The 13,147-nt window shown below is 39.2% G+C and carries 13 protein-coding genes; 4 read left to right on the top strand and 9 right to left on the bottom strand.

Annotation, left to right across the window (positions count from 1 at the left end):
• Nucleotides 1-275 precede the first annotated feature (275 nt).
• Complete coding sequence (locus QNN06_RS07510) at nucleotides 276-1,040, bottom strand: MerR family transcriptional regulator (protein WP_217035721.1); 765 nt, start codon at nucleotides 1,038-1,040, stop codon at nucleotides 276-278.
• A 185-nt stretch (nucleotides 1,041-1,225) separates the two neighbouring features.
• Here QNN06_RS07510 and QNN06_RS07505 point away from each other — a divergent pair, with 185 nt between their 5' ends.
• The 4 genes from QNN06_RS07505 (at nucleotide 1,226) to QNN06_RS07490 (ending at nucleotide 4,919) form a co-directional block, all read left to right on the top strand.
• Nucleotides 1,226-1,528 (top strand): EthD family reductase, encoded by a 303-nt coding sequence (locus QNN06_RS07505; RefSeq protein ID WP_217035719.1) that lies wholly within the window; start codon nucleotides 1,226-1,228, stop codon nucleotides 1,526-1,528.
• 118 nt (nucleotides 1,529-1,646) lie between these two features.
• Nucleotides 1,647-2,009 (top strand): DoxX family protein, encoded by a 363-nt coding sequence (locus QNN06_RS07500; RefSeq protein WP_213118062.1) that lies wholly within the window; start codon nucleotides 1,647-1,649, stop codon nucleotides 2,007-2,009.
• A 121-nt stretch (nucleotides 2,010-2,130) separates the two neighbouring features.
• Complete coding sequence (locus QNN06_RS07495; RefSeq protein ID WP_217035717.1) at nucleotides 2,131-3,201, top strand: GIY-YIG nuclease family protein; 1,071 nt, start codon at nucleotides 2,131-2,133, stop codon at nucleotides 3,199-3,201.
• Between the two features lie 227 nt (nucleotides 3,202-3,428).
• Complete coding sequence (locus tag QNN06_RS07490; protein ID WP_213118064.1) at nucleotides 3,429-4,919, top strand: peptide MFS transporter; 1,491 nt, start codon at nucleotides 3,429-3,431, stop codon at nucleotides 4,917-4,919.
• 53 nt (nucleotides 4,920-4,972) lie between these two features.
• Here QNN06_RS07490 and QNN06_RS07485 read toward each other — a convergent pair whose 3' ends face one another.
• From QNN06_RS07485 to QNN06_RS07450, 8 genes are all read right to left on the bottom strand, one after another.
• On the bottom strand, nucleotides 4,973-5,302 hold the full coding sequence (locus QNN06_RS07485; RefSeq protein WP_213118065.1) for a nitrous oxide-stimulated promoter family protein: 330 nt from the start codon (nucleotides 5,300-5,302) through the stop codon (nucleotides 4,973-4,975).
• A gap of 141 nt (nucleotides 5,303-5,443) precedes the next feature.
• Nucleotides 5,444-7,006 carry an ATP-binding protein gene (locus tag QNN06_RS07480; protein WP_213118066.1) on the bottom strand — a complete coding sequence of 521 codons (1,563 nt, stop codon included), beginning with the start codon at nucleotides 7,004-7,006 and terminating at the stop codon, nucleotides 5,444-5,446.
• 195 nt (nucleotides 7,007-7,201) lie between these two features.
• Entirely contained in the window at nucleotides 7,202-8,743 is a 1,542-nt protein-coding gene (locus tag QNN06_RS07475; protein ID WP_284037342.1) for an NAD(P)H-hydrate dehydratase, read from the bottom strand.
• Between the two features lie 94 nt (nucleotides 8,744-8,837).
• On the bottom strand, nucleotides 8,838-9,575 hold the full coding sequence (locus QNN06_RS07470; RefSeq protein ID WP_213118068.1) for a hypothetical protein: 738 nt from the start codon (nucleotides 9,573-9,575) through the stop codon (nucleotides 8,838-8,840).
• A 1-nt stretch (nucleotide 9,576) separates the two neighbouring features.
• Nucleotides 9,577-10,272, bottom strand: coding sequence for a hypothetical protein (locus tag QNN06_RS07465; protein WP_213118069.1), 696 nt, complete (start codon nucleotides 10,270-10,272; stop codon nucleotides 9,577-9,579).
• 263 nt (nucleotides 10,273-10,535) lie between these two features.
• On the bottom strand, nucleotides 10,536-11,777 hold the full coding sequence (locus QNN06_RS07460; protein WP_213118070.1) for an ATP-binding protein: 1,242 nt from the start codon (nucleotides 11,775-11,777) through the stop codon (nucleotides 10,536-10,538).
• Between the two features lie 204 nt (nucleotides 11,778-11,981).
• Entirely contained in the window at nucleotides 11,982-12,197 is a 216-nt protein-coding gene (locus tag QNN06_RS07455) for a hypothetical protein (RefSeq protein ID WP_217035711.1), read from the bottom strand.
• 98 nt (nucleotides 12,198-12,295) lie between these two features.
• Complete coding sequence (locus tag QNN06_RS07450) at nucleotides 12,296-13,135, bottom strand: MetQ/NlpA family ABC transporter substrate-binding protein (RefSeq protein ID WP_213118072.1); 840 nt, start codon at nucleotides 13,133-13,135, stop codon at nucleotides 12,296-12,298.
• Between the last annotated feature and the right edge of the window lie 12 nt (nucleotides 13,136-13,147).

Below are 13,147 nucleotides of genomic sequence, written 5' to 3'. Positions count from 1 at the left end.
TGCCTGACTAGACTATTATTTTCAAATGAATAACGTTCTGAAATATTATAATATAATAAATTTTAAAATTATTATGACATAAGTCACCCTGTAAGTGCTATCTAAAAATGTCATTTTGGGGAAAAATTTTAAAATGAGGGAAAATAAGGGATATTACTTTAAAGCATTAAAGTGGAAATAAGTTACGAATAAGGCAATTTAAGTCATTAATGTAAAGAGGCCAGACCCTTGCGCTTTAATATGTTACGCAGTTTCGGCCTGACCTAAATGGTTAGTTATTTTTTTATACCAGTATAGATTTCGATCGCGTCTCTTAGAAATTCGGCTGTGCCAGGTTGGTCTTTGTCGTAGTAGGCTTTGAATCTTTCATCGTCGACATACATTTGCGCCAGTCCTGCGTGGGCTTCTTTACTGTAATCCTTCCAGTAATAGGTGAGCCATCGCTTATGGAGGTCTGCTGCTTTCTGTGCCAACTCTCCTGCAGGGTTGCCAGTTTTCATAGCCGCCGCTAAGATGGTTTTAATTTCTTCAGCTAACGCGGTTACCTCTTGATACTGCTCCTCGCTCATATTCATGACCTTGGCATTCGATTGATTGACCACATCATCGCCGTACTTGGCGCGGACTTCCTTGCCATATTTTTTCTCATTTTCATCTATCATTTTCTTCTTGAAGCCTTCGAATTTTTCTTTATTAGACATCTTGAATCTCCCTTCTGTCATCGCGATTGTCTTTTCAACATTCGCGATTAACAAGTCTAATTGTTCCCGCTTTTCGAGGAGCTTTTGGCGATGTTCCATGAGTGCTGCGGCACCATCGAAGGAAGGGTCCGTTACAATCTCCTTGATTTGGTCGAGACTAACACCTAACTCCCGGTAAAACAGAATTTGTTGGAGCCGATCCACTTCTATCTGTCCGTAAATTCGGTAACCTGATGAATTGATTCTTGCCGGCTTAAGAATCCCTATTTCATCATAATACCTTAGCGTCCGGGTGCTAATCCCAGCCAAACTCGCAAGCTTTTGTACCGTATATTCCATTCCTTTCACCTCCTCACCAACAACGATACACCTTTACGCAACGTCAATGTCAATTACTAATATGCCTTTATTTTTAAAATTTCTTTGCACAAATTGTCGAGTAGTTTTAATAATAATTGGTTCTTTTTCCCTTTATAATGAGAGGGTGATTGTACTATTTTAGAGGTTGAAAGGGGAAAGCAAAGATGGCTAAATTAGTTGTTATTTATGATCAACCGAAGGATCAAGAAGGTTTCGAAAACTATTATTTCAATGTTCATATTCCTTTAGCAGCAAAACTGCCTAATATCACAGGTGCGGAAGTTCACCGCGTTTTGCAAAAGCAAAACACAAGCGATAACCAATATCTTCTTGCAGAACTTCATTTTGAAAACCCAGCCATTCTAGCTCAGTCATTAGCAACCCCTGAGGGCCGTGAAGTCACTGCAGACGTGGCCAATATGATGCAATTTCTGAATAAGCCTCCAGTTGTTTTAATCGTGGATTAATTAATAGGGATATGAACAAACAGCAGGCACCAGGCCTGCTGTTTGTTCATTCCAGAGAAACTATCTGTCATTGTTTGTCCCCATTATTGCATATGTATTACAAAGGAGGCGGACAAACATGCATACTTCATTTTCAACTATGAATCTACTGCGCTATTCGGTCGCATACGTGTTTATCATCTCAGGTTTAATGAAACTACTTAACACTGATTTAGCCAACTATTTTTTGAGCCTGAGGCTGCCATATCCTCAGCTCATGTTGAAGCTTGTCATTCTTCTAGAAATTGGCTGCGGTGCTTTAATTCTGGCGGGCAAAGCTGTAAAAAATGCCGTCATACCCTTAATCGCAATTATGATAGCAGCTATTTTATTAACGAAGCTGCCAACACTTAACACGGGGCTTTTGCAATCTGCTTTTAACGCACGCTTAGACATCGTCATGTTAATCCTATTAATCGCTTTATACAAACAAAGTCCATGATTAAGTTTACCAGATTGTTAATGCAATCTGGTTTTTTATTTACAGGAAATATTAGACAGAATCCACGATATATTCCCTATGATAAAATTATAGGAACAATATGTTTGGGAAGGAAAAAAACATGGATTTAAAAGAAAAGGTAAAAAATCTCCCCATTACTCCCGGGGTTTATTTGATGAAGGATTCTGCTGGCCAAATCATATATGTGGGAAAAGCCAAAAATTTAAAGAATCGAGTTCGTTCCTATTTCCAGCATTCCAAGGCCCATTCTAAAAAAACGATAAAACTTGTTGCTACATTAAAGGATTTTGACTACATCCTGACAGACACGGAGTTTGAAGCCTTTCTCCTGGAATGCCAGTTAATAAAAGATATCAAACCTTTTTTCAACAGGAAAATGAAAAACCCGCAGAACTATTCCTATATCGTCATGAGAATGGACGAGCTTCATCCTACGCTTGAAGTAACGAATGTTTGCATTGAAAATGACGGAAATCTTTATTTCGGACCCTTTATCAGTAAGTTTGCAGTAGAAAAAGCGGTACAGGGGATCAAGGAATTTTTTAAAATTAGCTGCAGCAACCGTTCCACAGTAGGTTCTCCATGTTTGAATCATTCTCTTGGCCTCTGCATCGGCTTGTGTACAGGAAAAGTCCCGAGAGAAAAATATGATTCGATATTAACCCGCATCATCGCCTTGATCAAGGGAGATGACTTAAGTCCGCTTGCGGAAATGGAGGAAAAAATGGCTGCTGCTGCGGGGCAATTGGATTTTGAACTGGCCGCAAAGTATAAAGGATATTTGGAGGCAATCAGTTTTCTTCATTATAAAGAGGGTGTCGTTGATTTTGCGGAGGCCAATCAAAATATCGTCACGATCGAATTTTTGGATGACCGCACCTTTAAACTTTTTTTAATCAAAGGCAACACGGTGTTATTTTCAGAGAAGTTTTCGCTTGAAGGAACGGATGTCGTTATAACGGTAAGGGCGAATATCTTGAACTTTTTCAAAGGTGTCAGGGATGAAACACCCCTTAATGTCCACAAAGAAGACCTTGACGAAGCACAAATTATTTATAGCTATTTAACAGGTAATCATGGCAGATACGCCCTAATTCCTGATGCTCTGCTTACTGCACAGGATCACACTCTCATGGATGAGACAATTCTAAAATTACTAACAAAGCCCTAGAGATCTCGAGGGCTTTTTATTATGGATAAATCATCCAAAAGATACCAAAATACAAACTTATCCGAAAATAATTATTATTTTAAAAAAACTTTCTTTTCGCGTGAACATTTTCTGAAAACATAATAAAATCAAGGTTTTTAACCGTTTTGTAAATCTAATTCCAGAAAAAAGATTTTGACCATTCACAACTTTAAAAGTATTATAGAATAACAAAAGGAGGTAGATTTATGTCAAACATAAATAAACAGAAAATTGTGGACAGTGTACCTCAGAAGGGCTTTTTCGGTCACCCTAAAGGCTTATTTACACTGTTCTTTACAGAGTTTTGGGAACGTTTTTCTTATTATGGAATGAGAGCAATTCTCGTATACTATATGTACTATGAAGTTTCCAAGGGCGGCCTTGGAATGGACCAAACTCTGGCATTATCTATCATGTCCATTTACGGATCGTTAGTTTACATGTCCGGAATCATTGGCGGCTGGCTGGCTGACCGGATTTTCGGTACATCAAAAGCAGTGTTCTATGGTGGTATTTTAATCATGTTTGGTCATATTGCGCTAGCCATTCCGGGAAATATTACGTTATTCTTTGTTTCCATGGTATTGATTGTTCTTGGTACAGGGCTGCTTAAGCCTAACGTTTCCACCGTGGTTGGTGATATGTATGCAGAGAACGACAATCGCCGTGATGCAGGTTTCAGTATTTTCTATATGGGGATTAACCTTGGGGGATTTATTTCACCATTAATCGTTGGGTCCCTAATGGGTGTCAGCTTCCATTTAGGATTTGGTATCGCAGCGATTGGTATGTTCGTAGGGTTAGTAATGTTTGTTTTAACAAAGAAGAAAAACCTTGGATTAGCCGGTACTACAGTTGCAAACCCGCTGTCACCTGCTGAAAGGAAAAAAGTCTTTACTTATATTGGATTAGGCATTGTCGTGATTGCCGTAATTTGCGCCATTGCGATTCCTAATGGCTATTTAACATTTGAAACATTTGTTAACCTAATTGGTATTTTGGGTATCTTAATTCCTACTATGTACTTCATTGTCATGTACCGAAGCAAAAAAACAACATCGGTGGAACGCTCTCGATTAATCGCTTATATTCCGTTATTTATCGCGTCTGTTATGTTCTGGGCGATTCAAGAACAGGGTTCAACGATTTTAGCAAACTATGCGGACAAACGTACCCAGCTTGATTTTGCAGGAATTCATATTTCTCCTGCATGGTTCCAATCCTTAAATCCATTATTCGTTATTATATTAGCGCCTGTTTTTGCATGGCTTTGGGTGAAGCTCGGAAAAAAAGAACCGAATATTCCACAGAAGTTTTCATTAGCATTATTGTTCTCTGGTTTATCATTTATCGTGATCTTGCTTCCTGCTTACTTTGGCGGAACAGATTCTTTGGTAAACCCATTATGGTTGGTGCTTAGCTATTTAATCTGCGTACTTGGTGAATTGTGCTTATCACCAGTTGGATTATCAGCTACAACTAAGCTGGCGCCTGCTGCGTTCTCAGCCCAAACAATGAGCTTGTGGTTCTTATCAAGTGCTGCTGCTCAGGCGATCAACGCACAAATCGTAAAATTCTACACACCAGCAACCGAAATGGCCTACTTTGGCACAGTCGGCGGTGCTTCATTAGTATTAGGTATTATCCTGTTAATGCTTGCACCTAAGATTCAAGGGTACATGAAGGGCATTCGATAATTTTTATAAAAAGCAAAGGTGTCTGCCGTATAGTCAATCGGCAGACACCTTTTTTATCTTTTATTAAATAAATGTTTAACGCCATAAATCGGATGATACAATAGCATCCACGGGCCGGAGTAGCGCATGACGGCTTTGATTTTTTGTCGGTAGGCTGGTTTATAACAGTGAACTTTACAATGGGAGCAGGATGATTTCTCCTCACCAAAACGGCAGAAGGAGAGCCTCAACATACAGTAGTTTTTCAACTCCTGACATTCATTGCACAAACCATTGGGATGTTTATGCTTATGGCGGCAATAAATCTCAATCATTTGCTTGACGATTTCTTTTTCCTTTTGGATAACTGGACCAGTGTTTGGTTCTATTAAACGCGCTCCCATGTTAAAAACCTCCTACCTATAGATTCATCACTTACCTTTAAGATAACATGAAAGCTAGTTTATAGATGGAAAACTTTTTACAAATTCCGCACATTTAATAGAAACTAAAAAAGTACTCCCGCGAGTACTTTTTAGAAAACTCTATACCTCTTGCAAATCCTTGTGAAAAACAATATCGTTCAAGGCTAATTGCAGTGTTCCTTTAAACTCTACCTTATGACTAATATCAACTCCCGAGGTAATAAGACTTTTGACAATTTCCGCCCGCATCCCGGTGAGGATCGTTTTACAGCCCATCATCGAAAAGCCTTGGATGATTTGGACAAAGTTCCGGGCGGCTTCTTTTTCCATCGATGCCACACCTGAAAGGTCAATAATTAAAGTTTGAATTTGCCGATATTCAATTTCAGCCAGCACTTTATTCTGAATCGTTGAAATACGCAGATCATCAAGTGTTCCAATTAAGGGCAAAATGCAAATCTCTTTATTAATTGGAATAATCGGAACAGACAGGTTTTCGACAAGCTTTCTTTGGTTCTCCAGCAACTCATCCTTATATTTTGTGTACGTGATAAAAAAGTGTGTCAGGAACTGATCAATTAATTCATTAATACTTTTTTCCATTGAAAAAAATGTGATCCTATCAGTCTCCAATTTATTTAAGGCATCAAAGTTATAGAGAAAATCCCACAGTGTTCGGCGGATTGCCTGAATCCATTCCAACTTAAACGCAAGGGTCAAGGAATGCATCGCCCAAGCCATGCCCTCCTGCTTGGCAAATGAGATTAGTTCATGTTCCCTACCTTCAACGACATATAGTACTAACTTATGGGCATTGTTAAGTAAATTAATTCCAACATTATGTATATCATCAATTTTGTCACTTACAGTCGTCGCCTCAGCCAGCAAACGGTCCTCAAATAATTTTTGATTTCCCAAAAAGTATTCCTTTATTGAATATTTATCGTCAAACATAACATCCAATTTTCTCACACCCCGTTGTGTTTTTTGCTGCTGCTGCGGAAGCCTTATCGTAAAAGAGGTTCCTTGATTTTTCTTGCTGTCAACCAAAATCATGCCGCCATGTTGATAAATGACCGAGAACACCTGAGCAAGTCCCATCCCTGTCCCCTGATCCTTGGTCGTAAAAAAGGGCGTGCCTAATAGCGAAAGCTTCTCCTCGGGGATACCAACTCCTGTATCTTGAATCGTCACAATGACTTCATTATTCTTTGTGTAATGTGTCAGAGTAATGGCGCCTTCCCCGTCAATCGCTTCAATTGCATTTTTAATTAAATTAAAGAAAGCCTTTTTAAACTGATTTTTCCTACCATAAATAGCAGCACCAGTATTTTGAAAATCAGTTTGGATGGTAATCTCATACATCTTGTCCTGGAATAAGTTAATGATGGATTCCAATTCGACTGACAAATAAATAGTTTGGAATTCTTCGTCCTCCAGATCAGGCTTAGAAACCTGAAGGAGATTATTTAAAGTTTTCAGGGCGTTATCAAGTTCGGAATGAGCAATTTCTAGGTATTCATTTTTTTGATCCTGCTGCAAAAGCTGTAAAAACCCTTTGACCGCTGTTAATGGATTTCGCACTTCATGGGCAATTCCTGCAGCGATTTGGCCAATCGAAGCCAGCTGGCTTAAATGATTTGTCATTCCACTCTCGGCGTAAACCTTTTCTTCGGTGTTCATCTTTTATAAACTCCTTTCTAACAAAAGGTACATAAGGGTTTATTTAAATAGTTTGAATATTCCCACTCCCTAAATATTAGTTTACTAGAAAAATTTCCAAGGTAAATACTAAGAATTATGCATTCTTTTCCATTTTATATAGTAAAAAAGTATTAATATCCAAAAATAAAAAGCCTTTCTAGGAAGAAAGACTGGTTATTTTAACTGCTCTTTTATTCCTTCTATGATGTCCAAGGGCATGACTCCGTAATGAGAGAGAACTTTTGCTTTTTCTTGTCCGGCCCTTGCATGAAGGTAACTTGCGGCTATCATGGCGTGTAAGGGTTCGGCACCCTGGGCAAGAAATGAAGCAATCAGACCAGTAAGAACGTCCCCGCTGCCTCCTTTTCCAAGGGCATCATGACCGAGCGGATTTATATAGACCTGTCCATCCGGTGCTGCCATAATTGACCGGTGTCCTTTTAACAGTAAGTACACATTGTTTGACTTCGCATATTCCCGGGCGATTTCGATGCGATTTTCCTCCACCTCTTTAACGGTCTTATGGACTAACCTTGCCATTTCACCCGGATGCGGAGTGAAAATGATAGGCCCATTATACTGGTGAACCAAGTCCATCAAGTCGCGAATGAAATAAAGTCCATCCGCATCAATAATCAAAGGCTGATCGCTCAAGGACCCAATCAACGATTTAAGCCACTCCTCCCCTCCAGGAAACCGCCCCATCCCAGGACCAACTGCTATACAGTCAAACTGCTGAAGCTGCGGAATAATTTCATGAACCGCCCTGGCCGCAAAATGACCATGCTCATCAGATAAAGGCATAAATAATGATTCCGGGTTTTGCGCCGCCGCCATCGGATAAATCCCTTCCGGAACTGCCAGCGTTACCAGACCTGCACCGGAATGTAAGGCTGCCTTCGCTGAGAAGATCGGAGCGCCAACATATGGGCGTGATCCTCCGACTATCAAAGCATGACCGAAAGTCCCTTTATGACCGTGCCTTGGCCGTTTTGGCAGCACCTCCCGCACAAAAGGCCCTGTTATCACCCTTGGCATGTCCAGTCCTAATTCGGCCGCGGCCGAGGGCGGTACAGAAATATCAACCGCCTTCCAGTCACCGATATATTTTGGTCCGTCATGTAAAAAGAAGCCTTTTTTCGGAAAAACAAATGTTATCGTCTTATCAGCCCTTATCGCTTCTCCTGCTGCCTTCCCGGTATCACTGCTGACACCTGAAGGGATATCAACAGACAAGACCAATTTCTTTCCGGAAAATTCATTGACCAGTGAAATCACCTTGCTGATGGGTTCCCTGACAGGGCCATTTACCCCAGTCCCCAAAATGGCATCAACAATCACATCCGAAGTGTTCAATTCATTTTTCAAACCCTTAAGTGAATGTTCTTGAAGGTTAAAGACAGGCAGCCCGCGATTCATATACACATCAAAGTGGATTTTTGCATCTCCCTTTAAACGGTCAGGATTGACGAGCAGACACAACAACGCCTTGACTCCTGCATCAATCAGCCTGCGGGCAATGACAAAACCGTCGCCGCCATTATTCCCGCCGCCTGCAAGAACGATGACCCGTGGATTAGGGCAAGGTAAGTCCGCGATAATTTCCTCAACTACCCTTGCACCGGCATTTTCCATTAGGACCACACCCGGTAAACCAATCCTTTCCATCGTATACTGATCCATCCGTTGCATATCCCTTTGCCCTGCCGCAAACATGTCAAACCAGCCCCCTCATCGATTATATCTAGTTTCATTTTACATCTTTTCCTCTAAAAAGAGCCCAATTGACTCGGGACGCCTTTTTAAAAATTTATTCAGACTGAAGTTCTGATTTGTTTACGTACATGATAAAATCAATCATTTCGTCTCCACTATGAAAGGAATTTCCGTTCGTAGTGGCCTTGATGGCCGCTTCTTCCCCAGAGCTTTTATAGGGCGTCCATCCAAAAAACACGTCTCTTGCAGGAAATACATTTTGAAAGAAATTCAGCTGCTTTGCCTTGTTTATTTCATCAAAAGAATCGATAACGGAGCTCCATTCATCCGGAATTCTTAGAACACCATAGGATTTACCGTTAAGGGACGCCGTTGCTTCTAGCTGGATGCCCGGATGATAGGTCTCTATCCCATCCCTTATTAGATAATTCCTGTCTTTCTTTAAATAAAACTTCATATAGCTGACGGCATCATCCGGGTGGATGTTCCAGACAATCGTGTAGATTGAAGAATTCTTTGGGTTAACTCTCCAAACCTTGGGTTCACCGGCATTATCAATATATACAGCCTTCCATTGATGATTTTTCCATGCCCAATAGCTTAATCCATAACGGTTATCCTTTGTTACAAACGGGATAACTTTATGATGTTCATCCACGTGGATTATATCTTGAATGGTGTCAGCTGCCACTTCGGGAAAAACATGATTAATTTTCTCAACCAATTGCTGATTCGTTAAAAATCTATCCGGGTTGGAATAATAAAACCAATATACTGTTACCGAGGACAAGAGCAGAATTACTATTCCGAAAATCATCATCTTTTTTCTCATGTCATTGTCCGCCCTTTAATATCGATTCTTCCGAGCGAAAATAATGCTGCTTTTCCGGTGTCGAAATCAATAACCCTTTTCCTTCGTTTTCAACGTAAACAATAACATTAAGGCCACTACCAAACTTGGGTATGGAACCAATAAGCTGATAAGGGAATCGTTCACTTTTTTTATCGATCTCTTCCTCTGACTCATGGAACCATTCCGTGCTGTGGATGGATTCTTCCATCATTTTTGGGAGCTGTTCTTGCAATGATTTTTTATCCAGGGTGAGGTTTTGTGCAGTAGGGAAGGTACTAATAATAGAGGCTCTCTCGATGTTTGAAATATAGACGTCTGCCTGGTTTTCCGGATAAACAACATGATATAGCGGCATATAAACTAAGGTTGTCACTAGAAAAATATAATTGGCAAAAAAGCCAAGCCAAGCAAAGTGCCGATAAATCTGCCACTGTTCTGTCCTGCCTCTTAACCAGAACAAGAACCAAACTCCTAATGGCAAAATGGCAAGCTTAATGGTCGTTTCAGACATCCTCCAATCGAAGGAAAAAGAAAAAACACCAACGAATAAAATGACAATCACTTTCCATACAGTTATTTTAATAGTCTGTTTTTTATAAATTCGATAGGCGAAATAACCGGTCATTCCCCATCCCAAAATCCTCAGTAAAACAGCGATGAGATTTACATTCTCCATAGAAACTCATCCCTTTCTATGTTTCCTTAATTTAACAATAAAGCATAACTCAGAATTTGCACATCCTAACTTAAATAATATTTCACATTTTTGGATATATAGTTTAATTCATGGATCATAAGAAATTTTTTAAGAATTTAAAATATTTATATCTCATCCTCAATGGCATCACTGACTGAGAACAAATTCCCCTAATATTGGGAAAATTATCTAAAAAGAAGAGCCCTCCTTATAAAGAAAGACTCCTTACCTGCAATATTTTTTTAAACGCTGGGAAATTGGATTGTGAAGATGGTCCCCTTATCTATTTTACTTTCTACAAAAATTCTTCCCTTCATAGCTTGGACAATTTGATATGAAATCGTCAGACCAACGCCCGTACCCTTCTCCTTGGTTGTATAAAAAGGCGTTCCCAACTTTTTCAACTGGGCTTTTGTCATGCCCTTTCCACTATCAATCACTTCAATAGAAATAACACTATCCTTTTCATACGCTTTAATTGTAAGATTCCCACCGGTATTCATTGCTTCAATGCCATTCTTGATAATATTGACTAAAACCTGCTTTATTTCGCTCTTGTTACCTCTTATATATAGTGAATCTTGGATGCTTGGCTGAATTGTTATATTTTGAATATTAGAGTAAGAGGTCATAAGGGCAACTGTTTTCATCACTTCATCAGAAATATTGATTGTAGATAACTCTTCAGTATTTGGTTTAGCTAATGAGAGATAGTCATTAATGATTGATTGAGCATGGTCCAATTCACTAAGGGCAATCTTAATATACGATCTTTGAGCCTGTTTCAGATTATCATCATCGGTCATTAGTTGTAAAAATCCGCGGACAGATGTGAGCGGATTCCGAACTTCATGAGCTACCGAAGCGGCTAGCTGGCTGACGACGTTTAATTTTTCATCCTTCTGAAGTCTTTCGCGAATTTCGATTTGCTGATTGACGTTTTCGATGACAAATACAACCATCATTAAGCAAATCCAGGTAATGAAATAGAAGACAAACATAAAATAAAGTTGATTATTTTGGTTATGTGTGAAAAGTGTAAGCATAATCATGAGCGTGTTCGCCCAAAAAACAATACTGACAAATATAAGATTTCTCTTCTTTTGAAAGCGCTGGATTTTTTCGCCCATAAAAATAAGGACTATGCAGGTGATCAAATAGCTGATGAAAACGACATAAAAGCCGTCACCACCGATTATAAACCGGTAAGTCAGCAAAACAGCCCCAGTTATTAAACCTGGTATAGTTCCCCCATATACAAATGAGATAATAAAAGGTATGAGGCGAAAATCATAAATGTACCCTTCGGAAAACTGTACTGGAAAAGACATTGCCAGAACTAAGATGAGTATCAGAATGAAGGTTAGTTTTGAAAGAGGTTTTCGACGGTCACTCGTCTTCTCGTAAAAAAATAAATGATAGACAAAAATCGGAAAGAGAACGATCAGCACTTGATATAAAATAATTTCAATGTCAATAGACATACTAACTCCTCTGAAGGATAGGACCCTCCTTAAAATGATTTTACTGTCAATTTTCCACCTAAAAGCGAAAAAGGACACAAAAAATAAGGAATTTTCTGTATTATTCCCACACATTATATTAAAACGTTTTCTCTTCTAAATCAATTAATATTTAAAGGAAAAATCCCCCATCTGTTAAGATGGGGGATAATCAAAGCTTCTAGTTTATTCGTGTTCTTCCTTTAGTTCATCTATTAGCTGTTTCGTTCTTTTCGCATTTCCTTCCGCAAAGTTTTCAAGGCGTTCCTTTAATTCGTCATCGTCATGAATTCGCTCAGCAGTAACTAAATATGTACGCATTAAATCTTCTTCAATTTCTAGGGAGTTTTTTAAGACTGTTTCGATATTTACCTTTTCTTCTTTTCCATTAAAAAAACCCATCTGAAATCCTCCTTTTTTTCATAGGATTCCCATTAGGTTATTGTATATCCAACATAAAAAAGGATATGGAGTTAAATCCATATCCTCTACTTCAAAAATTATTTTTTCATCCAAGATGGTTTTCCAAAACCCTTGAATTGGTCATCAATCACTTTTTCAAAATCTGCAGATTCGACAACAGCTTTAATATCTTTTGATAACTGTGAATCTTTGTTGGAAGTTTTTACTGCTACAATATTACGGTAATTGTCTGCCATGTCTTCTAGAGTTAAAGCATCTAACAGATTCATTTTTGCAGCAAGTGCAAAGTTTCCAGGTACTGCAGCTAAATCTGCACTCTCAACAGAGCGTGGAAGCTGGCCTGCTTCGATTGGTTGGAACTTCAAGTTCTTATTGTTTTCGTCGATGTCCTTCTCAGACACTTTTAGCGGATCGGCATCCTTTTTAATCGTGATCAAACCTGCATCACGAAGAGTGTTTAAGGCACGAGCAGCGTTAGTCGGGTCGTTAGGAAGTGTAACAGTAGCACCGTCTTTTACATCGTCAATCGATTTGAATTTGTTCGAATAAATTCCCATTGGTGCTGTTGGCACAGAAATAAGTGCTGTTAAATCCATGTTGTTTTCTTTCGCGAAATTTTGAAGGTAAATCGTGTGCTGGAAAAGGTTTGCATCGATATCGCCATTGTTTAATGCTTTGTTTGGCTGGATGTAGTCACTAAATTCAACAAGCTCAACCTTGTAGCCCTTTTTTTCTAAGCCTGGTTTAATCGCTTTTGTTACCATGTCGCTATATGGGCCGGCGGTCGCGCCTATTTTAATATCTTTTGATTCTGCTGCTTTTTCCTTGCCGCTAGCTGCTTTTTCTTCGGAGTTTCCGCAAGCTGCCAACGCGAATACTACGCATAGTAATATAATGCTTGTTAACCATTTTTTCATTGTAATTTTCCC

Source organism: Neobacillus sp. 114 (assembly GCF_030127045.1).
Classification (GTDB): domain Bacteria; phylum Bacillota; class Bacilli; order Bacillales; family Cytobacillaceae; genus Neobacillus; species Neobacillus rhizophilus.
The sequence above is the reverse complement of the archived record's forward strand: the minus strand, read 5'-3'. Positions and strand labels throughout refer to the sequence as shown.

Excerpts from the sequence above, each read along its gene's own strand:
- QNN06_RS07510 (WP_217035721.1), bottom strand. The coding sequence starts at position 1,040 with ATGGAATATACGGTACAAAAGCTTGCGAGTTTGGCTGGGATTAGCACC.
- QNN06_RS07505 (WP_217035719.1), top strand. The coding sequence starts at position 1,226 with ATGGCTAAATTAGTTGTTATTTATGATCAACCGAAGGATCAAGAAGGT.
- QNN06_RS07500 (WP_213118062.1), top strand. The coding sequence starts at position 1,647 with ATGCATACTTCATTTTCAACTATGAATCTACTGCGCTATTCGGTCGCA.
- QNN06_RS07495 (WP_217035717.1), top strand. The coding sequence starts at position 2,131 with ATGGATTTAAAAGAAAAGGTAAAAAATCTCCCCATTACTCCCGGGGTT.
- QNN06_RS07490 (WP_213118064.1), top strand. The coding sequence starts at position 3,429 with ATGTCAAACATAAATAAACAGAAAATTGTGGACAGTGTACCTCAGAAG.
- QNN06_RS07485 (WP_213118065.1), bottom strand. The coding sequence starts at position 5,302 with ATGGGAGCGCGTTTAATAGAACCAAACACTGGTCCAGTTATCCAAAAG.
- QNN06_RS07480 (WP_213118066.1), bottom strand. The coding sequence starts at position 7,006 with ATGAACACCGAAGAAAAGGTTTACGCCGAGAGTGGAATGACAAATCAT.
- QNN06_RS07475 (WP_284037342.1), bottom strand. The coding sequence starts at position 8,743 with ATGTTTGCGGCAGGGCAAAGGGATATGCAACGGATGGATCAGTATACG.
- QNN06_RS07470 (WP_213118068.1), bottom strand. The coding sequence starts at position 9,575 with ATGAGAAAAAAGATGATGATTTTCGGAATAGTAATTCTGCTCTTGTCC.
- QNN06_RS07465 (WP_213118069.1), bottom strand. The coding sequence starts at position 10,272 with ATGGAGAATGTAAATCTCATCGCTGTTTTACTGAGGATTTTGGGATGG.
- QNN06_RS07460 (WP_213118070.1), bottom strand. The coding sequence starts at position 11,777 with ATGTCTATTGACATTGAAATTATTTTATATCAAGTGCTGATCGTTCTC.
- QNN06_RS07455 (WP_217035711.1), bottom strand. The coding sequence starts at position 12,197 with ATGGGTTTTTTTAATGGAAAAGAAGAAAAGGTAAATATCGAAACAGTC.
- QNN06_RS07450 (WP_213118072.1), bottom strand. The coding sequence starts at position 13,135 with ATGAAAAAATGGTTAACAAGCATTATATTACTATGCGTAGTATTCGCG.